The organism is Scytonema sp. UIC 10036, assembly GCF_009725235.1.
Genome location: NZ_WJFC01000001.1, coordinates 57,051 through 77,043 on the forward strand (window position 1 = coordinate 57,051; position 19,993 = coordinate 77,043).

General features: G+C 41.0%; 29 protein-coding genes and 1 pseudogene. 14 read left to right on the forward strand and 16 right to left on the reverse strand.

Annotation, left to right across the window (positions count from 1 at the left end; all coding sequences use genetic code 11):
• Positions 1-152: 152 nt before the first annotated feature.
• Positions 153-410: a hypothetical protein gene (locus F7734_RS00275; protein WP_155742797.1), complete on the reverse strand. Its 258-nt coding sequence runs from the start codon at positions 408-410 to the stop codon at positions 153-155.
• Positions 411-489: 79 nt separating this feature from the next.
• On the opposite strand from F7734_RS00275, the gene F7734_RS00280 reads away from it, so the two are divergent.
• Positions 490-1,170, forward strand: coding sequence for a dihydrofolate reductase family protein (locus F7734_RS00280; protein WP_155742799.1), 681 nt, complete (start codon positions 490-492; stop codon positions 1,168-1,170).
• A 238-nt stretch (positions 1,171-1,408) separates the two neighbouring features.
• Here the strand turns inward: F7734_RS00280 and F7734_RS64990 are convergent, their stop codons facing one another.
• Together F7734_RS64990 and F7734_RS00285 are read right to left on the reverse strand one after the other, a co-directional pair.
• A complete protein-coding gene (locus tag F7734_RS64990; RefSeq protein ID WP_279239639.1) occupies positions 1,409-1,540 on the reverse strand; it encodes a hypothetical protein in 132 nt (43 codons plus the stop codon).
• A gap of 60 nt (positions 1,541-1,600) precedes the next feature.
• Positions 1,601-2,128, reverse strand: a complete 528-nt coding sequence (locus F7734_RS00285) for an S-layer family protein (RefSeq protein WP_155742801.1) — start codon at positions 2,126-2,128, stop codon at positions 1,601-1,603.
• 505 nt (positions 2,129-2,633) lie between these two features.
• Between F7734_RS00285 and F7734_RS00290 the strand changes: the two genes are divergently transcribed.
• Positions 2,634-2,951, forward strand: a complete 318-nt coding sequence (locus tag F7734_RS00290; RefSeq protein WP_155742803.1) for a hypothetical protein — start codon at positions 2,634-2,636, stop codon at positions 2,949-2,951.
• Positions 2,952-3,104: 153 nt separating this feature from the next.
• On the opposite strand, the gene F7734_RS00295 is transcribed toward F7734_RS00290, so the two are convergent.
• Positions 3,105-3,671, reverse strand: coding sequence for a Uma2 family endonuclease (locus F7734_RS00295; RefSeq protein WP_155743032.1), 567 nt, complete (start codon positions 3,669-3,671; stop codon positions 3,105-3,107).
• A 115-nt stretch (positions 3,672-3,786) separates the two neighbouring features.
• Here F7734_RS00295 and F7734_RS00300 point away from each other — a divergent pair, with 115 nt between their 5' ends.
• On the forward strand, positions 3,787-4,044 hold the full coding sequence (locus F7734_RS00300) for a UPF0175 family protein (RefSeq protein ID WP_347566108.1): 258 nt from the start codon (positions 3,787-3,789) through the stop codon (positions 4,042-4,044).
• Between the two features lie 438 nt (positions 4,045-4,482).
• On the opposite strand, the gene F7734_RS00305 is transcribed toward F7734_RS00300, so the two are convergent.
• On the reverse strand, positions 4,483-5,223 hold the full coding sequence (locus tag F7734_RS00305; RefSeq protein WP_243146593.1) for a vanadium-dependent haloperoxidase: 741 nt from the start codon (positions 5,221-5,223) through the stop codon (positions 4,483-4,485).
• A gap of 141 nt (positions 5,224-5,364) precedes the next feature.
• On the opposite strand from F7734_RS00305, the gene F7734_RS00310 reads away from it, so the two are divergent.
• The 11 genes from F7734_RS00310 (at position 5,365) to F7734_RS00360 (ending at position 11,448) form a co-directional block, all read left to right on the forward strand.
• A complete protein-coding gene (locus F7734_RS00310) occupies positions 5,365-5,670 on the forward strand; it encodes a hypothetical protein (protein WP_155742806.1) in 306 nt (101 codons plus the stop codon).
• A gap of 486 nt (positions 5,671-6,156) precedes the next feature.
• Positions 6,157-7,941, forward strand: coding sequence for a hypothetical protein (locus F7734_RS00315; RefSeq protein ID WP_155742808.1), 1,785 nt, complete (start codon positions 6,157-6,159; stop codon positions 7,939-7,941).
• Between the two features lie 250 nt (positions 7,942-8,191).
• The gene (locus F7734_RS00320; protein WP_243146594.1) at positions 8,192-8,518 is read left to right on the forward strand and encodes a hypothetical protein; all 327 of its coding nucleotides are present in this window, start codon (positions 8,192-8,194) and stop codon (positions 8,516-8,518) included.
• Between the two features lie 106 nt (positions 8,519-8,624).
• Positions 8,625-9,281, forward strand: coding sequence for a Uma2 family endonuclease (locus F7734_RS00325; RefSeq protein ID WP_155742810.1), 657 nt, complete (start codon positions 8,625-8,627; stop codon positions 9,279-9,281).
• A 33-nt stretch (positions 9,282-9,314) separates the two neighbouring features.
• Positions 9,315-9,533 (forward strand): addiction module protein, encoded by a 219-nt coding sequence (locus F7734_RS61605; protein ID WP_166481665.1) that lies wholly within the window; start codon positions 9,315-9,317, stop codon positions 9,531-9,533.
• Positions 9,534-9,665: 132 nt separating this feature from the next.
• Positions 9,666-9,905 (forward strand): hypothetical protein, encoded by a 240-nt coding sequence (locus F7734_RS00335; RefSeq protein WP_155742812.1) that lies wholly within the window; start codon positions 9,666-9,668, stop codon positions 9,903-9,905.
• A 97-nt stretch (positions 9,906-10,002) separates the two neighbouring features.
• Positions 10,003-10,314, forward strand: a complete 312-nt coding sequence (locus F7734_RS00340; protein ID WP_347566101.1) for a putative toxin-antitoxin system toxin component, PIN family — start codon at positions 10,003-10,005, stop codon at positions 10,312-10,314.
• Between the two features lie 3 nt (positions 10,315-10,317).
• Complete coding sequence (locus F7734_RS00345) at positions 10,318-10,647, forward strand: hypothetical protein (protein WP_155742814.1); 330 nt, start codon at positions 10,318-10,320, stop codon at positions 10,645-10,647.
• Positions 10,648-10,770: 123 nt separating this feature from the next.
• Positions 10,771-10,968: a hypothetical protein gene (locus tag F7734_RS00350; RefSeq protein WP_155742815.1), complete on the forward strand. Its 198-nt coding sequence runs from the start codon at positions 10,771-10,773 to the stop codon at positions 10,966-10,968.
• A 49-nt stretch (positions 10,969-11,017) separates the two neighbouring features.
• Complete coding sequence (locus tag F7734_RS00355; RefSeq protein WP_155742817.1) at positions 11,018-11,284, forward strand: hypothetical protein; 267 nt, start codon at positions 11,018-11,020, stop codon at positions 11,282-11,284.
• Complete coding sequence (locus F7734_RS00360; protein WP_166481647.1) at positions 11,281-11,448, forward strand: hypothetical protein; 168 nt, start codon at positions 11,281-11,283, stop codon at positions 11,446-11,448. Before F7734_RS00355 ends, F7734_RS00360 begins: the two co-directional genes overlap by 4 nt.
• A gap of 94 nt (positions 11,449-11,542) precedes the next feature.
• Here F7734_RS00360 and F7734_RS61610 read toward each other — a convergent pair.
• The 11 genes and pseudogenes from F7734_RS61610 to F7734_RS00410 all read right to left on the reverse strand — a co-directional run.
• Positions 11,543-11,725: pseudogene (locus tag F7734_RS61610) on the reverse strand (type II toxin-antitoxin system HigB family toxin); the annotation flags it as partial.
• Positions 11,644-11,859, reverse strand: a complete 216-nt coding sequence (locus tag F7734_RS61615) for a hypothetical protein (RefSeq protein ID WP_207713960.1) — start codon at positions 11,857-11,859, stop codon at positions 11,644-11,646. The gene F7734_RS61615 and the pseudogene F7734_RS61610, both read right to left, overlap by 82 nt.
• Before the next feature lie 28 nt (positions 11,860-11,887).
• Positions 11,888-12,145, reverse strand: a complete 258-nt coding sequence (locus F7734_RS00370; protein ID WP_155742818.1) for a type II toxin-antitoxin system RelE/ParE family toxin — start codon at positions 12,143-12,145, stop codon at positions 11,888-11,890.
• A complete protein-coding gene (locus F7734_RS00375; RefSeq protein WP_155742820.1) occupies positions 12,146-12,358 on the reverse strand; it encodes a type II toxin-antitoxin system Phd/YefM family antitoxin in 213 nt (70 codons plus the stop codon).
• A 323-nt stretch (positions 12,359-12,681) separates the two neighbouring features.
• Positions 12,682-13,968: a glycosyltransferase family 4 protein gene (locus tag F7734_RS00380; protein WP_155742822.1), complete on the reverse strand. Its 1,287-nt coding sequence runs from the start codon at positions 13,966-13,968 to the stop codon at positions 12,682-12,684.
• Positions 13,969-13,971: 3 nt separating this feature from the next.
• A complete protein-coding gene (locus F7734_RS00385) occupies positions 13,972-15,114 on the reverse strand; it encodes a prephenate dehydrogenase/arogenate dehydrogenase family protein (protein ID WP_155742823.1) in 1,143 nt (380 codons plus the stop codon).
• Between the two features lie 228 nt (positions 15,115-15,342).
• Positions 15,343-15,972, reverse strand: a complete 630-nt coding sequence (locus F7734_RS00390) for a PEP-CTERM sorting domain-containing protein (protein WP_155742825.1) — start codon at positions 15,970-15,972, stop codon at positions 15,343-15,345.
• Positions 15,973-16,035: 63 nt separating this feature from the next.
• Positions 16,036-16,677, reverse strand: coding sequence for a PEP-CTERM sorting domain-containing protein (locus tag F7734_RS00395; protein ID WP_155742826.1), 642 nt, complete (start codon positions 16,675-16,677; stop codon positions 16,036-16,038).
• 122 nt (positions 16,678-16,799) lie between these two features.
• The gene (locus F7734_RS00400) at positions 16,800-17,462 is read right to left on the reverse strand and encodes a PEP-CTERM sorting domain-containing protein (RefSeq protein WP_155742828.1); all 663 of its coding nucleotides are present in this window, start codon (positions 17,460-17,462) and stop codon (positions 16,800-16,802) included.
• 114 nt (positions 17,463-17,576) lie between these two features.
• Positions 17,577-18,638, reverse strand: a complete 1,062-nt coding sequence (locus F7734_RS00405) for a DUF5602 domain-containing protein (protein WP_155742829.1) — start codon at positions 18,636-18,638, stop codon at positions 17,577-17,579.
• A 201-nt stretch (positions 18,639-18,839) separates the two neighbouring features.
• Positions 18,840-19,982: a 3-oxoacyl-ACP synthase III family protein gene (locus F7734_RS00410; RefSeq protein WP_155742831.1), complete on the reverse strand. Its 1,143-nt coding sequence runs from the start codon at positions 19,980-19,982 to the stop codon at positions 18,840-18,842.
• Between the last annotated feature and the right edge of the window lie 11 nt (positions 19,983-19,993).

Below are 19,993 nucleotides of genomic sequence, written 5' to 3' on the forward strand. Positions count from 1 at the left end.
CAGTTGATGCTTGCACCTGCTTTTTGTTTATTTTGGTAGGTGCTAAATTTATTTAGTCTTACCTTAGTATTGTTAGCTCTAAATGATGATTCTACAGAGAATAATTAACAAATTTTTACTTCAATACGAAATATGGCAGTTTGAACATGAGTCTAAGAACATTCTCGACTCAAAACAAGTTGCCCTGAAGGCAATCGATACACCCCTTGTGGTTCCACAATAGGAGCGCCCTTTTGCCATAAACGCGATGCACTATCACCCTGTACGTTACTTAGATCACCTGTGGCATAAGAAGAAACTGAAACATCCCCAGGACGATTGGGTAAGCCTCCAGAACCCGTGATGGTGAAGCTGCCGTTAAGTTTACTACCACTACGGGCAATGCAACTATTGGCGATCGAGGCGTCCATTGCTCAGTAACAGAGAGTTTATTGTTTTGAAGCCATTGTACAGTATAACTGTTCACCATAATAGACATAGGCTTTACGTATGACAGTTACCCAAACAACCGTGGTTCTTGCTATGACGGCTGATGGAAAGATTAGTGCCGTAGACCCTAGAGCACCACGCGATCCCGATCCAGTTGATCGAGCACACCTAGAGTATCAAGTATCCCTTGCCGATTTAGTTTTGGTAGGGGCGGGGACAATTCGAGCTGAGGGAACGACCTTCACAATTAGCAATCCCGAACTGCTGGCTGCACGTAACGTTCGGGGTCAGTCTCCCCAACCCATTACCTGTGTTGTTTCGGGATCTTTAGACCTACCCCCCGACCTGCCTTTTTTCACTCAAGACGTTGAGCGATGGATATTTACGACACGGGCTGCAATGGATCGCAAAACTGAAGCAACAACCCTGCACAAGCTGGCTGATGTAATCGCTCTGGGAGATACAGATCTGGACTGGGATCGAGCCTACGCCTTGATAGCAGAACGGGGTATCCGCAAGGTCGTTGCTTTGGGAGGTGGGTCTTTGACAGCTGCTCTCATACAAGCAGGGCGAATTGATGATTGGTGGTTGACCATTTGGCCCGTCATTTATGGAGGACAGGATGCGCCAAGTCCAGTGGAGGGAGAGGGTTTTGTACCTTGTGCTGCTCCTCACCTCGAACTCATCGAAACTCGTCAGGTAGGAAACGATCTGTTTCTGCACTATCGCACACTGAAATGATGCAGAATACCTAATAACCTGAGGCAGCACTCACCCAATCGCATAGCACAGTACTTCATGACTCATGACAAAGTTAGAAAACCACCATTACTCAGCTGACCTAAGAGCGATCGCACGCATAGCGCAGTTTTTGGTAAAGTAGTGTCTCACCATATTGATTTTGATGGGCTGCCAGATCCCCGACTTCGCAAGAGTTGTCGGGGATCTGAGTGGTTACGCCACACCGAAGCGCAACTCACTAATCTAGGTTGTCGTTGATATAGCGTCTGGTGAATTGACCTTGGGGGATGGTACTTTGTTGATTGTCGTTCTCTTGCGTTCGTCCCGTCCTTTGGACGCGGTGAAGCCGTTCGCGCTCACGCAACTTCAAACGCAGCACCACCAGCCAATACTTCCACCACCGTCTCTACGTGTCCATGTAACAGAAAGTTTAAGAACATTCTCGACTCAAAATAAGTTTCCCAGAAGGCAAGCGATACACGCCAGATGGTTCCACAATACGATCGCCCTTTTGCCATAAACGCGCTTGGCTACCATCTTGTACGTGACTCACTTCACCTGTGGCATAGGATGAAATAAATACATCCCTAGGACGATTGGGTAAGCCTCCAGAACCCGTGATGGTGAAGCTACTTTTAAGTTTGCTACGACTACGAGCAATGCAACTATTGGCAATCAGCGCGTTGGTGTCAATGGGATTTTCTGAGAGTTCGCTGAGGCTGTTTTGAATGGAACTGTCGTCAGGTGTCGAAATGTTTCCAGATGCGATGCCTCCAGTGGCATTGACATCCACACGGTTGTTACCATCAAGGGTTTGAGGATTAGTAACTTCTTGTGCGGGTTGATAGCTAGAGCCAAAGAAAGCTCTAGTGTTGAGAATGATATCGCCGCCTCTACCATCACGCGCAAAAGCTAGGATATCGCTGTCATCAAAAGCGGAGTAATCCTGCAGGTGCATTAGAATTATTGATGATATTTCCAGTTGAAATTTGACTGAACAGAAAAGCAGAAGGATGAATTGTTAATAATTGTGGAACTTCAGGGTTAGAGGCGCTGAAAAAACCTAGTTCAGCAAACTGAATGGCAAAGTCGTCAAAGTTAATCTAGAGCAGGCTAGTACATAATTTAGCCCAGACCACACACGTAATCAAATTGTAATCACCTAACTGTTGGAAAGCCCAGTCTCGAGCAATTGTGACTGGGCTTTGCCATACAAGCGAATGAGGGGATTCGTTAACTTAACAGTGAAAAAGATTATTAAAATTTTTGAATTTTGTCCCGAAGGCAGTAAATAACCATGGTTATACGTAACATAGCAATCCTAAATCATTTGTAAAATTGTCTTTTCTCTCTTGTCTTGGCGCTCTTGGCGTCTTGGCAGTTGATAATTTTTACCGATTAAATAGGGCGGCTATACCCATTTTAATTAAATTTTATCAGAATACAAATTTACACGGGCTGCTATGAACAAGTTTTTGCCAATTCAATTGAGATTTAAGACCTATATCTTGTTAAGTTTAATAACGCTAGCACTTCTACCGCTTCTTCTTGGAGTTTCTACTCAGGCAAATGCTGAATCTGTGACAGAAGAAGTTGAAGTTTTATCAATTCCACCACAAGAAGCATATTATATAGAAGATAATATGCAAGAACCTTTTAGTAGCGATGAGCCTACTCCATATCCGGAGGAAAACTTGGACGATCGCAATACGCCAACATATACGCCCGATGATTCAGAAAATATGGATAATTCTTTTGTAAATACCGATGAATTCAATTGAGCGAGTTTGACAGGAAAACATAACGTTGTTTTTAGCTTGGAAAGACCTCATTAGTCGCTTTTGGTTCCTTTATTGCAACGACTGCAAACGGCCTTCCACACTCAACACTACTGAGAATATATCGCGTCCCTGGCGAAAAGGCGATCGCTTGAACTAAATAAAGAACCGTGCAACACAACAGGTAAAGTTTGGTAGTAAGGGTGAGGTGAGTTCATCTGTAGCAAATAGCGTTGTGACTAATCTCAAAACACCTTTTTCCCTTTGGTACACCTCAACTTGTTGCAATCGCCAATCTAAAATCCAATATTCTTGTACTCCTCTAGAAGTATATAGCTTTAGTTTTGTCTCGCGATCGCGCTGCTCGTTGTTCGTACCTGGTGAGAGGACTTCCACAATCAGTTCTGGCGCTCCTGTTAAATGTCCGGCATCGTCAAGTAAGATAGAGAGGCGTTCCTTGCTCACCCAGACTACATCAGGAATGACATTATCTGCATCAGTAAAAATGAGTCCTGGAGTGGGTACAGCCTCTCCCAAACCCGTTGACAGCGACCAAGCTCTTAGCTCAGCATAAGCGTTTCCACTAGCTTTTTGATGTCCCCAATGTGGTGCTCTCGTCACAAATAGCTCTCCATCAATAATTTCGTAACGATTGCCGTTATCGGGCAATAGCTCTAAGTCTCTTGTTGTCCAACGGACTCGTTCATCAATGCTTTGACTCATAGGGACTATTTTGTTGAGTAATACTGATATTGTAGCCATCTGTTCATTTTTCTGTTGGTATGAAATAAGTAACATAAAAATAAATTAGGAAAATATTAGAATATGCGTTCTTACGATCGAACTTCCCGACGAACTCGCCAATCCACTCGAAGCTAGCCTTGGCAACCTGAATCGCCGCGTGCTGGAGTCCCTTATTGTCGAAGCATATCGCCTCAAAATTCTGAGTGCAGCTGAAGTTCAACGTATTCTAAAGCTGCCCTCCCACCTCGCTACCGATGCTTTTCTCAAAAAACACGGTGCTTATCTTCACTACACCGAAGCCGACTTAGTACAAGACTTAGACAACCTCGAACGTGTGCTTAGCGAACGATGATTGTCATTTGTGACACCTCACCCCTCTGCTACCTTCAAACCAAACAAATGATATTACTGCAAGTTCAAACCTTGGCTTACCGGGAACTATTAATTTTATGCCATTGCGAAGGACAGAATGCACCAATGGTATCAACTTGCTAACGATTCTATTGGTGTTGACCGACGGACAATTGAAGCAGCAAAAGTTATGGCGCGTTCATACGAGCAGATAGCTTACCATTTACTGACTTTTTAGAACCAAAATTAAGTAGGTCGTTATTACTGATTCTTCCTCACTCTTTTCTCTGTGTCCTCTGCGCCTCTGCGGTTTAATAAATAATTTTTGAACCGCAGAGTACGCAGAGGAGAAAGATGAGGAATTGCCGTCTGAATCAAAATTTGATCGGTCACCTTGACAGGGCTAGGATTGCTTCCGTTACCTCGACTGGTGTTGTCATCATTTGCTTGAATTGCTTAATCTGTTGAAAGCGAATTCACCAACTTTAGTTCCCGACTCAAAGCCACCCTCGGCATCCCATTGGTAGTGAACACCAAGATAAATCCGGCTTCTACCGTTCTCCCGTGCAGCTTCTGTAAAGCTTGTAAAAGTACGGGTAAGTTTAACTCCATTCTCATCGCGTAAAGCGTTTGGATCTTCGGTCGTTGCAGTGAAAGAGATAGAATCTCTTCCAAAGAAAAGCCGCATCATTGCTGCATGAGCAGCACCAAAGGTGGCGTGACCGGAGATATAGGCAGGGAAAGCAGGTGAAAAACGCGTGCCATCAGTCATTGCTGAAAGCGGTTGCCAGTGGCGGTCGGGTGTTGTATCGGGGTTTTTGTCGGTATCAGCCTCACGGATCGCTGTTTCTGGTCTCCAAAGGCGAATCAAATTGTTCTTGTCATTTTCTTGAGGGAACAAAAACTTCACATACCAAGCAACAATGGCGGCGTCAGCCATAGCAATGCTCACAAGCGCAAACAGGCGTGCTGTTTCAAGTAGGCTTTGCACGGTTTCTTCTTGCTTAGCCACAATTTGGGTAATTGTGTAAAGCTGACCGGGTGGTTTAGAAGTACCGTTCAAGTCATTTGCCCAGAAGAAAGCAATTTCTGTTTGCTCTCGCGTCCTTTGAGAGGAATGAGCTTCGCCAAGTTGCTGCACTTCTCTAACTTGACCTGCGTAATCTCGGCTTGGTAGCAATTCTGAGTATTTACTAAACTTGTTAACATTTAATGCTACCGACTCAGAAGACGAATTTACGTCTTAGGGGTACAAGTCGTAGCGCCTGTTTTATGAAAAACTTAAGCTTTAGAAGCTAAAACCTCTTCTCTGGAGTTCTCCATGTCAAACTTAGTCTCTCCCCTCGAACCCGCCGTCTTAATCACCATCATTGGGGAAACGGTGCTGAAAGACCGTATTGTCAAACTACTGAAAACCCATAGTGTAAGCGGCTACACTATTAGTCAAGTTCAAGGTGAGGGCGGACACGGAAGACGCTTGTCAGACTTACCAGGCTACAACACTAATATTGAAATCAAGACCATTGTTTCATTAGAAGTATCTGATGCTATCCTTTCAGCATTGAAAGAGGAGCAGGGTAAGCATGCCATGATCGCTTTCCGACACAATATAGATGCTTTCTATTAATTAACTTCGCAGCACTCCTACCTAAAATTGAAAAATCAGATTTTACGATCGCAATGTCAGCCTTGAGACAGTCGCAGATTGGGAGTGGTATCAATACTTGTCGGTTAAGCCTTTTTTCCTCTCCTGTACCCTCTGCATCCCTTGCTTGTCTGAATGGAGAATCTTCTCAGCCCTTGTAGTATTGAATAAGATTCCACAATTGCGTCACTCTGAAGCGATTATCAGTAAAAATTTGGCAAGGTTACTGATTACCGATGACTTCATCCAGATTTATACTTAATTTATGTAAGCGTGCTAATTGTTCTGCTCTTCTTTTCGCTTCAGTTGCTTCTTGTTTGGCAGCAATTGCTTCTTCGGTGGGTACGGGTATTAATTTACCATTTAGGGAGATAAGGGCGAGGGGGTGTTGAACTCGCCCTTTTTTATAAGTGTTGCTATAGTAGTTAATAACACATTTTTGTCAGTGCTATAGCGGATACCATCAATATGCCTAAAGATGACCAAAACCGGATTAAACACTTTACTACCCTCAAAACTAAATACCAAGCAACTCAATATCAAGATGTATCACCCACTAGTCCTCTGTATCTTATACTTAGAAAAGTTGACTTGGGGATTAAACTCAATCTATTAGACACTGAATGGTTAAGAGAGCAGAAGCTTGGATTTATATGCCAAGAACAAGAAGATAAATTAAGGGATTTTGTCAATTTAGGCGTAGAATTCTCACAATTAAAAGCCAAGTATAAAGCTACAAATCATAGTGTTTCCTGGCAAGATAGTCCTTTATATTTCATACTTTGTAAAATTGAATCAGGACAATTACTTACGTCTGGGGAAGTTCATTGGCTAACTTCAAACGGTCTATCTCAGACAAATGCGATCGCTCAAGATATTCAGCAATTCACTCAACTTAAATCTAAGTACAAAGCTACTCAATATCAAAACTCTTATCCTGATAGTCCTCTATATCAAATCTTGAAAAAGTTAGAGTTAGCAGAACTTTTGAATGATTTTGAATATAACTTTCTCTTAGATAACAAACTCTTGGAAACCGCAAATATTTTTAAACTACAAGAGTCAGAAAAAAAGAATATATTTGCTCAGTTAATAGATAAATATCAAGCAAAAAAACATTCCGAGCGCTCGTTGTTGAGTCCCTTGTATCCAATCCTACAGAAAATCGATGCAAGAAATAATTTAAGTGAATCAGAAATTCAATGGTTGGAACAGCAAGGGCTAAGCGAAACAATTGCTATTGCTCAAGAGTTGGAAAAAACACGAGAATTTGCTGCCTTAAAAGTTAAGTATAAAGCTACAGGATATGAGGATTGCTCTCCTAAAAGCCACCTGTATAAAGTTCTCAAAAGACTTGAGTTAGACAGTAAGTTAAGCGAACAAGATCTTAACTTTATGAAAAATCGTAAACTGACTGAAACAATCGCGATCGCGAATCAAAAATACGCTTACACTTTGAAGGCTAAAATAGAATCAGGAGAGACTCTCAACGAATCAGAAATTCAATGGCTGAAAAATAATGGCTGTGAAAATATTATTACTCTTTTTCAAAAACGGCACTTTATCATGCTTAAGAAAAAGTATGGTTTAATAGATTTTACGAATAAATTAACACTAGAGCCATTTTATCAGATTCTACTAAAACTGGAGAGAAACGAAAGATTAGAGCCCCTACTATTTTTTAACCTTGTAGAACAAGATTTATTATCTCGTGACGGAAAGGTTGCTCTGAAATATTACAGCCTAGAAGCAGAATTTTATGTCCAAGAATTTCAGCGATCGGGAAATAAATGGCATATTCCAACTGCCAGTAGTTATTGGCGTAAGGCAAACAAATCCGAGCAAGCTTTACAGTTAACTAACTTAGACTTAAACCAAATAAAAGACAATACTCTCAAATCAGCAATTTTAGTCACTAGAGGTGCGGCATTCAGAGATCTTGATAAATTATTTGATGCTGAAAGTTGTGCAAAAAAAGCTATGCAATATCATGCGCTCAGTTATCAGCCTTACACATTAATGGGAGCTATTGCCTATGACAAAGGTGACTATCCAAATGGAGATTATTGGTTTAGAGAAGCAATCCAAAGGGGTGCTAAAACTGAAGATATCGATGATGAAATCAAGCGAGTAGTTAGGAATACAAAAGATGAAGAAAAAAGACACACTGCAGCCGCATACCTACTCAAAAAAGATAGCGAACGGTATGCTTGGGCAAAAGCTTATCTCAAAAAATCGAAAGATAAGGGTTGATGAAGTTGCATAGAGTTTAACAAAATGTGGAAATTAAGAGAGTAAGTTTATCAAGAACACTCTCGAATCAATGCTTTTAGTCTAAGCTCAACAGCTTGCTTACTGAGTTCTTTAATACGAGTTCTTAAATCTTCAATCGTTTTCATTTTTGCTCCAATTCTGAAATAATAAGTTCTAGGTTTTCTGCTTCTTCGTAAAGTTTATCTGCTCTGCTAACTAATAAGCTAGTTTTGCATTTTCTTTTCCAAACGTGTGTATTAATGCAACGATTAACGAGCAAAAACAGAAACGCTCAGTTCAGGCTTACGCAAATAAATGTTTCTCAGCATTTTATGGTAATATTGATGATAAAAAGACTCTTAAAACTTTTGATGTGTTCTCACTCGTTGCTCACAGCTATCCCGAAGCTGCTTGTGTATGGTTAGCGCAACTTGAAAATATTTCAAACGCAAATGTATTAAAGATTTTTAATCGCATTAATTGTTCTCGTATCTCCACCAATACAAGTAATTTTGCTCGGAAAATTCTGGAAATAAATAAACATAGGTTACTTAGCTTGAAGGAAAGACTATCTTGAAAACACCAACAACACTATTTTTAGCGTGTCTTGACCCCATCGGGCTGGTTTTGCACCGAATTAAATATTCAATGGTAAAGTCGAATATATATGGAGGTAGTAAGTTATGACCCAAGCCCAAACACAAACCGAAACAAAATTATACACCTTCGATGAGTTTATCGAATGGTATCCTATTGACTCGGAAGTCCGGTACGAATTGTATGATGGAGTAATTGTCGAGATGCCTAAACCTAGGGGGAAGCATTCAAAGTTAACAGGTTCTCTTGGCGGGAAATTACTTACAGTCATTGATAAAATGGGTAAAACCGATATTTGGTTTATTCCTAGAGAATCAATCGTTAGGCCTTTGCGCGACAAGTCTGGGTACGAACCGGACATCATTGTTTTGGATGAAGACACTATCGGTGCTGAGACGCGGTGGGAAAGTGAGTCAGTTATTGAAAAAGCTACTTCGGTTAAGTTAATAGTAGAGGTTGTTAGTACCAACTGGCAAGACGATTACCACGACAAACGTCGCGATTATGAAATTATGGGTATTCCCGAATTTTGGATTGTAGATTATGCTGCTTGGGGAGGGCGTGAATTTATTGGCTATCCTAAACAATCCACTGTCTTTGTATACCAGCTAGTTGACGGGGAATACGTAAAAACAACCTTTAGAGGAAATGATGTAATTGTCTCTCCTACATTCCCTGATTTTAATTTGACTGCACAACAGGTTTTTGATTTGGCTGTGAAACCTGGAACTGCCGAAGCATAAATTCACTGATATAAAGTAGGCAATGGTGGTAATATCGATATCACTGCCGGTTCATTATCTCTAACTAATGGTGGACAATTATTAGCTGGAGTGGATGAAAAAACTAATACGCTTCCTTTAACCGATGCACAGCAGCAAGAACTTGATCGACGCCTAGAAAGGTATCAGCAAGAACCTACCTCTGGTTCTACATGGGGAGAAGTCAAGCAAAGATTAGGCCTGCTTGTCTTGAATCGCGAATGTTCTCAATAATCATAAATTGAGTTAAATGCGATAAGACGGGTACGGCTTGCGCTTCGCGATTGCGAAAATTAGTAGAATTGTAGTTAGGCGTTTGTTCTGTAACCTTTATAAATCTAACTTAAGATAAGGCAGTGAAAAACCATGAATGCTTATAAAAAATATATTACTATTGAAGACCCCAAATCTGTTATTTTGTCCGATCTACCCTTTCAGCCAGGAGAACGAGTGGAGGTGATTATCTTGGCTCAAAGCAATGAAAGAGTAGTTTTGGCATCACAATTACGAGAGCTATTAAAGGACACACAAGCATTACACGCCGATCGCCCTCTAACAGACGAAGAGATCGCAGCAGAAATTGAAGCTTACCGTCAGGGAGAATGAAAGTAATTATTGATACGAATATTTTAGTTTCTGCTGCAATAATAGGAAAAAATCCAGAAGCAGTTATTTTATTTATTGTGACTAATCCAAATTATGAGTGGATAGTGTCAACAAAATTTTAGTGGAATATAAGGAGGTTTTGAGTCGAAGCCGTCTGAAGTTAACCCAGGAGCAAAAAGAGAGATGGTTTAATATTCTTGATGCTGTAACAACACTCATTGATGTTAATATTGAGATTGATTTTCCACGAGATTACAAGGATGCCAAGTTTCTTGCACATGCAGTTGCATCAGAAGCAGATTTTTTGATTACAGGAGATAGAGACTTTACTGAAGCTGAAGCATTAGTGAAGACTACAATTATTTCAGTGTCTCTATTTAAGAAATTGGTTTGTGATACGAGGGAATGATATGTGTATCAGTTTACAGTAGCTTGCAGAGCGATCGCACGAACTGAACAGACAAATTTATCGGCGATCGCCATAAATGCTGTCACGAAAATTAGTAGAATTGCGGAATTCACTACAATACCTTTGCCAATTGTGAAGAGAGGTGGTGGTAGTGAAGTGAAGTTAAAGAATGCAAGAAGTTTAGTACGACAACGAGACTTTGACGAAGGGGTATGCCAGTTGTGGGTGGAGAATCGAAATGGGCGTGCGATCGCAAACAGTGAAGGGGTATGCCAGTTGTGGGTGGAGAATCGAAATGGGCGTGCGAATATTGGTGGTGAAGAAGGGGTCTAAAGATCCCTTCTTCAAAGTCTCGTTGTCGTACTAGGTGAAATGAGAAAACCTGAAAAAAGAAGAGGGCAATAGTAGTAGAGTTGTTGTTTACCACAACGACAACTCAGAAAGCAACAAAAGCCCATGTTAGAAATTCTAGCACTTTTACAATGCCTACAACCTCATGTCAAATCAAAAACAGTGCGTCAATTGAACCAGATCGTGCAAGCAATGCTTGCGATGACAGGACTATCGACTCTCAAATGGTCAATTGGTGATGAGTCGAGAGTGTCAGTAGTCACAGGGGATAACCACAGCGATCCCTTTGGTAAGTTTCGCTAACGTATATAGCTGATACAAGATAAAATAAAAAAGGTAGTAAAAGGATAGTATGACAGTAGAAAGCTATGCTAAAAGTGTAAAAATAGTAATTACAAGAGGTGTAAAGATGGAAACTACAATTAATAGACAAGAACTACTTCAACTGATTTATGCTCATTTAGACATAGTACCAGACAACATTTTAGAAGAAGTTCTAGAACTTTTAGAGGAAGAAAAATATCTTATAGACTATGACTTAGCAATGGAAGATATCAAAATAAATGGAACAGTTCCTTGGGAAAAACTTAAAAAAGAAATGAAAAGGGACGTAGCGTGAGTTATAAAATAGAATTTTCCAATGCAGCGTCAAAACAATTCAGAAAGTTATCGGAAAGCCTTCAGGAACGCATACAAATAAAGATTGATGAACTAGCCACAGAACCCCGCCCAAACGGGGTGAAAAAGCTAAAAGATCGAGAAAACGCTTATTTTAAAGGTTAGTTGTTCTACTACTTTCAAAATCCTTTCGTACTCTTCCTCTGTGTCAATTGCAACAGGAACCACTTCAGCCAACAAATTGCGATAAGTGCTTCGATCAAAAGTAAGGATCATTTTTCCACTTTCCTTTATCGTATTCGGCGTGTGTTAGAAAATATTTGTAGTAAATTACTTGGTTCTCATAATCGATACCAACAATCAGACGATAGTCATTGCCTTTAATATTAAAGACAGTAAAATTTCCAACCGCTTCAGCATCCAGGTAAATTTTACGGACATCTTATCAGATTGTTCTACAACAGGCAGAAGAAATTCGGCAGTATTGGGAAGAGCGCAATCGCGAACGAATTGCCCAGATTGCCACAATACCACCGAAACCTGGTCAAGAAGCAGCTTGAGCAAAACTTCAGGCACGAAAAGTCAAACGTGCGAATCTCACCTTCTAAAATTCATCGATAAGCTTCCGACGGTGCTTGATGCGGTAAATAGTAACAATCTGAGCATCATCATCTATGTCATAGAGGATGCGATAGACTCCTACTCTTTGAGAATACCCTGAATCGCCCTTGAGTTTCTTGGCATCTGGTGGGCGTAGATTCTGACCTAAATCATTAGTGTGTTGGGCGATTAGTCGAGTATAGTCCCTGGGTATATCGGCGAGGTCTTTCATTGCTTTGGGGAGAATTTGAACTGTATACACTTATACCTCTATACCCAATTCCGCTTTAGCTTGCTCCCAAGAAATAGCCTCACCCTTTTGTTCCCGTGCTTGACGAATTTCTTCGGCATCTTCTAAGTCTTCTAGAAGAGTCAACAGTTGTTCCCAATCTTCTAAACTAAGGAGTACGGCAGACTTCTTTCCTTCCGCATTTACGACAAACTGTACTTTCTGTGATAACTGTGTAGCGTTCATTGTTTAATTAAATAATATTCTTTATAGAATAATTTTAAAGTTGCACTTCTACCTTACCACTCTAGCAAGAAATTGAGTTCCAAGCTAATCTACCCCAATATAAAGTTAAAGTACGTGTTGACCGAACCATGCATTTATTTGTGGGGTTTCCCCTCAACTCCCCGCTCCCTGCAAAGGTGCCTCTTCTTTGACTTGGAAGCAGAGGCTTGTTCTTACGTGTTGGGATTTGGCACGCAAATGGAAGTGATTGAACCACCCCAATTGCGCGATCGCATTCTGGAACTTGCATATACAGCGATTTCTTACCACACAAACACGATCGCTCACTCCAAACCTTGCACAACAAAAGAAGGCTGTTGCTGTTCAACAGGTGTAGATGCTCGGTTATTAACTACATTAGAAAATAACTCTTCATACTGCGCGATCGCACGCTCAAAGGAATAGTTTTCAACAGCAAATTGCCTCCCCTTTTGGCTCAGCTTGGCAGCCAAAGCTCGGTTTTCATACAAATCCAACACTGCTGTTGCAAGGGCTTGTGGTGACTCTGGTGCAACAACCAAACCGCCGCCACTCTTATACACAACTTGCGCCGCCGTCCCAGATTCTGGAACTGATGCTACTATGGGACGACCACTCGCCAGTAACAGTGGTATTTTGGACGGCATATTGAAAGAAACTACGTTGCGCTTTTGTACCACTAACCCTACATCCGCCGCCGCTAGCATTTCGGGTAATTTTTCTCGTTCTATAAGTGGTAAAAGCACAACATTATCTGCTCCACAAGTTTGACAATATTCTTGTAATTTTTGCAATGCTTTTGATTCGCCTGCAATGACAAAGACGATTTCTCGAATGTAGCGCAAGGAAACTGCTGCTTGTACGACTGTTTCTAAATCTTGGGTTAGGGCTATATTACCAGAGTACAATACAACAAATTTACCCTCTAGTTGATGGGCAGATCGAAAAGCGTTATTCTTCTTGGGTAACGGATAGATAAAATTAACATTCACCCAGTTGGGAATGCAAACAATTTTCTCTTCGGGTACTTCTTTACGGACTAAATTTTCTACAAATCCATCCGCAATAACGCTAATAGCTTGTGCTGTTCGATATGCAAATTTTTCTATAGCTTTCAAAGCACCAATCATCCATTTGTTTTTAATAAGCCCAGTACATATAGCTGCTTCTAGCAAAATATCTTGTACATTTAGGACAACTGGGCAGTTATAAAACCAACCTAGTAGAGCAGCTGGTAAAGACACGAGCAACGGTGGAACCGTCAAAAGAATTACATCAGGACGCCAACCGTTTAAGGCTTGTGGCAAACTGGTGAAAATGAAGCTTAGTTCCAGTAAAAGCCTATCTATAAGGTTGGGTTTGGACTTGATTCGCAAGTAACTGCGTTGGATAGTAACGCCATTTTTATATTCTGTAACATACCACTTATTTCGATACCCTTCGTATATCTCGCGTTGCGGATAATTAGGCATTCCCGTAATCACTCGCACTTGGTAACCTCGTTTGACAAGCCCTTCTGCAAGTTCTGTCATTAAAGGAGCAATTCCAATAGGCTCTGGATAATAATTATAAGAATAAATCAAAATGTTCATAATCTATTTGTCCATTTGTGGAGAATACCTTGTTTGGCTTTGCCAACTATTAAAAGATGGATGTTTATATTTCTGTCCAACCTCTTTAGCTGCCAATAATGTACTGAGAGCATCAATAACGTGAGTACTTTCTTCTAAAGTGCAGTTAATATCTTCTGCCAAACAACTGTGCGCTGTCTTGAACTCATGGATTAAAGTATCGCGATCGCATTGCATCACAAATTGTGCTAATTTCTGAAACGTATTTGCCAATCTGCAAATAGCATCACGTCGTTGTGGTGTAGCAAGCATAATATCTACTATCATGGGAGCAGACTGAGACAACAAGCGACTAATTAAACCGATTTCCAGACGGAAAATTGGGCTAGAAAAATCTAAACTACGGCGGATATCGATCCCTTCTTCAGCTAAGAACACACCAAGACCAAAGGTAGTAAAATTGCGTATTGCCTGAATAGCAACCATGATTTCGTCGTGTTCTTCTGGTGGACATACAATCAGTTTGCCACCATCATTCTCAATCAAATCCACAAGCCACTGAAATGCCTCAACTTCTCGACCTGGACAAACCACTACATTTTGAGACAAGAACGATTTCACCCCAGGACCAAACATTGGGTGTAAGCCCATGACAGGTCCGCTATGATACTCAAGCATTGCTTGCACTATTGGAGCTTTAATACTAGCGATATCAGCCAGAGCAGTGGTTGGTGCAAGGTACTTAACAGCTTTGCGGATGACCTCTATTGTAAATTCAATAGGAACACAAACCAATACTAAATTTGCTTTACCTAACAACGGCTCTGCTTGTTCCCAGCCATCTTGTTCGAGAATACTAACATGATGCCCTGCGGCGGATAATCGTTGCGAGAAGAACCGCCCCATCATACCTCGTCCACCAATAAGAGTGACCCGTCGTGGCGGAAGCTCAGTTACAGGTGAAGATGGATTGTTAACAGCAGCCGTAGTACTTATGACAAGGTTTTTCCAAATCGATTCTGGAACACTAGCTTTAGCTAGAGACAGTGTAACATTGGTAAATTGTTCTTCTGTGGAAATAGGTGTTGATTCTGCTAAGGCTGCTATTCGTTTGCTAAGTAAATCGATCAATTGTTGGTCGATTTCTGTGAGCTTCTGTTGAAACATAAGTCCTCTCAAAGATTTTGTTAAACTCATGACTCCTTTTGTTCTCTGTGTCCTCTGCGGTCAATTCAAAAAACCGCTCCAGACGCAGAAGACGCAGGGTGTTTTATATCATGTTTGGTTAACATATTACGTTTGTAGTTGCGCTATGGCTGACGCCACGCTACGCGAACAGCGCATGCATCGCAACTACAAACTAATTAATTTATAAGTCATTAGCCGAACATGATACTACACAGGTAATGATTTATATCGAGAGCGGCGAAGGGTAAACCAAGCGCCTATTCCCAACAATGCAGAGATTAATGCTGGTTCGGGCACCCTTTCAATACGAGTTTGAACGTTTCCTCTATAAGCGGCTTCGCCTATAGTATTAGGAAAGTCCACATTTGGGAAAATTTCAGCGAATGCAATATCTGGAATAGCTGTCGGTATATTAGTAGACTCGCCAAAGGTACCCTTTGGATAGTGAAAATAAACAACCAAAGCGTATGGAGACTGAGGTTCGCGATCGACAGCACGCTCTTCTAAGAGAAAATCGTCAGTTTCAGGTGCTTCAATACCATCCTCTCTGCGTGGTAAAAAAATGATTGTAGTAGCATTTGTTCCCTCAAAAACCCCCTTTTCCTTCACATCAATTTTGTATTCACGAACCGCGCCATTATACGCAGTAGAATTCGGAGAAAGCGGAGAGTCACCTGGAATTGAATCGTCATAAATAAAGTAACCGTTTGCTTCCTCGCTGGTAAAGCTGAATTTGAATAGAGCAGCTTGAGCGGAATTTGTACTAAAAGCTACTAGAGCTAAAAGCGTTGCAGCACTGTTAACAGCAGCTATTGATAATTTGTTTAACCTAGGCATTGTGTTTATTTTTTCCAAAAAACTAAGTTACTCAATGAAAATGGATGGTAAAAGAAAGCAGTTCTATAGGTTTGTAGAGATCCGAAATTTTGCGTCTTTACATTGGCGACGACTGACAAGAAACCAAACGCTTACCCCCAACAACGCAAATATTAATGCTGGCTCAGGAACTCTCTCAATCCGAGTTTGAACATTTCCTCTAAATACTACCTCACCCAGAGTATTGGGAAAATCAACATTTGGAAAAATTTCAGCTTGTGCGGTACTTGGGACACTCGTCCTAATTTCAGTAGAACCACTGAAAGTTCCTTTTGGGTAATGAAAATAGCTTACTAAAGCAAACTCAGACTGCGGTTCTCTTTCAACCGCGCTCTCCTGCAAAAGAAAATCATCAGTTTCAGGTGCTAAAATACCATCTTCTTGACGTGGTAAAAAGACAATGGCAGCAGCATTTGTTCCCTCAAAAACTCCGTTACCAGAGTTAATTTGGTATTCACGAACTGCACCATAATAGGCAGTGGAATTTGGAGAAAGCACAGTACCTTGAATTGAGTCATCGTAAATAAAGTAACCATTTGCTTCCTCGCTAGTAAAGCTGAATTTAAATAAAGCCGCTTCAGCCGAATTTACGCTAGAAGCTGCTAAAGCGAGAAATGTTAAAGTACTGGTTAAAGCAAGTGACGATAATTTATTCAGTAGAACCATTGGAGTTATTTCTAAGAAAGGTTGTTTACAAACGCAGTTACTGAGTTTTGAGAATGTACTGGTTAGATTCTCGACTTTTTGAAGAAGTCAAGAACCTTACAAAATCGCGATAGTAAATTTAGCTACTGCACCTGTATTTGACGAGACTGACGACAGCGGTGGAAAATAAAACCAACGCTCAGTACTAATAATCCAACCACAGATGCTGGTTCAGGAATCTTCTCTAATCGGGTTCTCACGATTCCGTCAAAGGTATAGTTCCCCGTCGTATTAGGAAAATCCCAATATGGATATGCTCTTACTCTTGCTGTATTGGGAAGAGTTTTTGGCTGATCGATAGAGTTTGAGAATGTTCCTTCTGGATAACTAAAACGAAGTGATAATCCATATTGTTGTCCGCGAGAAGCAGGAGGCACGTAAAGAATAAAGTCATCAAGAGAAGAACCATCAAAGCCAATATTCTCCGGGCGTGCAAGATAAACAATAGTTCTTGCTTCATCATGTATATCTTTCTGCAAGCCCTTAAATCCCTGTTCCACTATTTGCCCGTAAAAATTTACAGCATATTCTTGAACTGAACCGTCATACTCGCCGAGATAACCAGAACCAATCGGTTCAATTTTCTGCGCTGAATCATCAAAAATAAAATAACCGTTCGCTCCATCTCCCTCAAAGCTGAATTTAAATAAAGCAGCTTCAGCCGGATTTATACTCACATTTGATAGAGCTAAAAATGTGGCAAGGCTACTTACAGCAGTGAGAGAAAATTTCTTCAGAAAAGCCATTTTTGTTGTGTCCGTAAAATTGTTAGTAGTTGATGGTTAGTCGTTAGTGGTGAGTAAGCGCTCTGTAGACGGGTTTCTCATCTTAGGGGGAAGGGTTAGTGTAACTATTTACTACTAACTACTAACCCTTCTACTTTTTTGACCAAATTGCAACATAGAACCCGCTATAATAACTGTGAGGCTTAATAAACCAAATGTAGAACTTGGTTCAGGTACACGAGTCGCTTCACGGTATGTCAATCCTTTTAAAGCAACACTGTATATACCGCTATTTTGGTCGTAAGTAATGCTATACTGTGTTGGATAATAGCCGCTTTCTGCATACGCATTTGGCACTTTGATATTCTTAGTCATATTTGGTTGCATATCTAGGTAATTTTTATTTACCATTGGCTCCCAAAAAGTAAACTTTTTATCATAAGAGCCGTAAAAGAAAGTTTCAGTAAAGGGAAGTTCTCCGTTATAAGGAGAAGATGTAGGATCGTACCAATGCAAGCCCATTCGATCTGTTTCACTACCTGTGACTCCTACTGCAGCTAATTCAGGAGGGGCGACTGCTGGTTGATAATCGCTAGCCCAATATGCTTTATCTGGAACGTCAAAGACGGTTGGATTTTGGGCTGAAATTTGATAGCGTTCCTCTGGAGTAATGTTGTAAAAATGAAAATCAAAATGTGGAACGCCAAACAATTCATCTGGATGGTGACCTGATGGATTCCAATTGACAACAATATGTTTAAAAGCAGTTGTTGAAGCTTCTTCAGGCAAGCGTAGCTCGTACTCAAAAGATGGATCTTGTCCGTCTGCGTGTGGTATGCCACCTGGAGACTCTTCCGTTGGCAAATCATACAACGCTGATGCTGTAAATGAAAGCCCAATTGCTGAGGGTTTTCCGCTCTCATCCGTTTCTAGCCACGACCAAAGTTCTCCATTGCCCATTTGTATCGACTCGCCCTTGATTTGATTTGAAAAATTTTCGTGGCTATCAACTTTATGTTGTGAAAAATCTTCTCTGTTTTCTTTCTGTGTTGGTTTGTACTCATGTTGACCTGCAAGATTGTCATCAACTTTGTGCTTAGAGGAATGTTCTTTATGTCCAACATGGCCAAAGGTTGTAGTTAAGGGCAATAAAGAAACTACAAGAGCTACAGTAAACGCTATTAAAAACTTTCTCACATTTCTCCTCATACTTTTTATAGATAAAATGCAACTATTAGTTTCCAAAAAAACCGACAAGGGGCAGGTTAAGGCTCTGTAAAGACGCTCTAAAAAGCGCGTCTTTACAAAGAAATCAAATTTTTGAGATTAATTTATCGGTGCTAAAGTGTTTCTTGCTTTGCGTCCTTTCCTGAGTCTTTTTACTTTTGCCTTCTTGTACTAACGAACAATAAGAACTTTATCGTCGTGTTGAGAAAGACTCACAGATGAAGCAGGTGCAGGTCCCAACGCAACATCGCCCCAGCGCATAACACTTGCACCAGCATTAGACGATGAACCCATTGTGTAAACTAAAACCAAGTCGTTTTCTTGGATTTTACCTGCTTTTGCGGCATGGTAAAGATTGGCAACGGGAAATGTCGGTCCAATGTTGGCATAAAGGGGATTCAGGTTAATTGTGCGTTCTGGATCGATGCCTAAGGCACGCGTACAAACTCGTGAATACCATGCACTGGGTGTATTGAAAGCAAAGAAGTTGATTTCATCTAAGGTCACATTAGCAGCTGCGATCGCACCATGGCAGCACAGGCGAATGAACTGCACAGTCGTCTCGTTGAACATCTTGCTTGCGCCTTTACCACCTCGGATGAACATTTTAATATTCCCTTGCTCATCGGTAGTAAATTCATTGTAGAAAGCACCGCAAGTTGCAGAGGTATTGGCAATTTTGGTACCGAGGATTCCTTGGTTTGGTTTGAGCGCACCGACAACAAATGCACCTGCACCATCACCCGATAAAAATGCTAAAGTATCATTCTCATCAGTATAACGAGAGTAGGTAGTTGAAACGACTACCAGCACGTTACGATACTCTCCCGTTCTCACCAAAGAACAAGCTGTTTGCAATGAAACCAAAGCACTTGTGCAAGTTGACTCAATATTCCATGCTGCACCTTTCAGCCCCAATTTCCCTGCAAGAAAAGCAGCATTACCGGGAGTGACTTGTTCGGGAAATAAGGAAGTGACAAGCATGAGATCGATATCATCGGGGGAAAGCTTTGCGGCTTCAAGAGCATCCACAGCAGCGCGGTACTCCAGCGTCAAAGAAGTTTCATCTGGACTCACAACCCTCCGCTCAACAGTTCCACGGAAGGGATCGGACATATAAGGTGCGACTTCCTGCGACCAAATATCTTCATTGTTGTTGCTAGTGGAGTTATCGGGTACAAAGAGTTTTGCTAAGGTTTTTTGTTCCGCGAAACTCACTAACTCCGGGTAATTCTCTCGGTAGTAATCGTTAGTACGGATGATACTGGGAAAGCTAACTGCGATCGCACGAATACCTACTGCATCGAATTTCATGATTATTCTCC

Bases quoted from the DNA above. Each gene is read 5' to 3' on its own strand.
- F7734_RS00275 (WP_155742797.1), bottom strand. From the start codon at position 410: ATGGACGCCTCGATCGCCAATAGTTGCATTGCCCGTAGTGGTAGTAAA.
- F7734_RS00280 (WP_155742799.1), top strand. From the start codon at position 490: ATGACAGTTACCCAAACAACCGTGGTTCTTGCTATGACGGCTGATGGA.
- F7734_RS00285 (WP_155742801.1), bottom strand. From the start codon at position 2,128: ATGCACCTGCAGGATTACTCCGCTTTTGATGACAGCGATATCCTAGCT.
- F7734_RS00290 (WP_155742803.1), top strand. From the start codon at position 2,634: ATGAACAAGTTTTTGCCAATTCAATTGAGATTTAAGACCTATATCTTG.
- F7734_RS00295 (WP_155743032.1), bottom strand. From the start codon at position 3,671: ATGAGTCAAAGCATTGATGAACGAGTCCGTTGGACAACAAGAGACTTA.
- F7734_RS00310 (WP_155742806.1), top strand. From the start codon at position 5,365: ATGTCAAACTTAGTCTCTCCCCTCGAACCCGCCGTCTTAATCACCATC.
- F7734_RS00315 (WP_155742808.1), top strand. From the start codon at position 6,157: ATGCCTAAAGATGACCAAAACCGGATTAAACACTTTACTACCCTCAAA.
- F7734_RS00325 (WP_155742810.1), top strand. From the start codon at position 8,625: ATGACCCAAGCCCAAACACAAACCGAAACAAAATTATACACCTTCGAT.
- F7734_RS00335 (WP_155742812.1), top strand. From the start codon at position 9,666: ATGAATGCTTATAAAAAATATATTACTATTGAAGACCCCAAATCTGTT.
- F7734_RS00350 (WP_155742815.1), top strand. From the start codon at position 10,771: ATGTTAGAAATTCTAGCACTTTTACAATGCCTACAACCTCATGTCAAA.
- F7734_RS00355 (WP_155742817.1), top strand. From the start codon at position 11,018: ATGACAGTAGAAAGCTATGCTAAAAGTGTAAAAATAGTAATTACAAGA.
- F7734_RS00375 (WP_155742820.1), bottom strand. From the start codon at position 12,358: ATGAACGCTACACAGTTATCACAGAAAGTACAGTTTGTCGTAAATGCG.
- F7734_RS00380 (WP_155742822.1), bottom strand. From the start codon at position 13,968: ATGAACATTTTGATTTATTCTTATAATTATTATCCAGAGCCTATTGGA.
- F7734_RS00385 (WP_155742823.1), bottom strand. From the start codon at position 15,114: ATGTTTCAACAGAAGCTCACAGAAATCGACCAACAATTGATCGATTTA.
- F7734_RS00390 (WP_155742825.1), bottom strand. From the start codon at position 15,972: ATGCCTAGGTTAAACAAATTATCAATAGCTGCTGTTAACAGTGCTGCA.
- F7734_RS00395 (WP_155742826.1), bottom strand. From the start codon at position 16,677: ATGGTTCTACTGAATAAATTATCGTCACTTGCTTTAACCAGTACTTTA.
- F7734_RS00400 (WP_155742828.1), bottom strand. From the start codon at position 17,462: ATGGCTTTTCTGAAGAAATTTTCTCTCACTGCTGTAAGTAGCCTTGCC.
- F7734_RS00410 (WP_155742831.1), bottom strand. From the start codon at position 19,982: ATGAAATTCGATGCAGTAGGTATTCGTGCGATCGCAGTTAGCTTTCCC.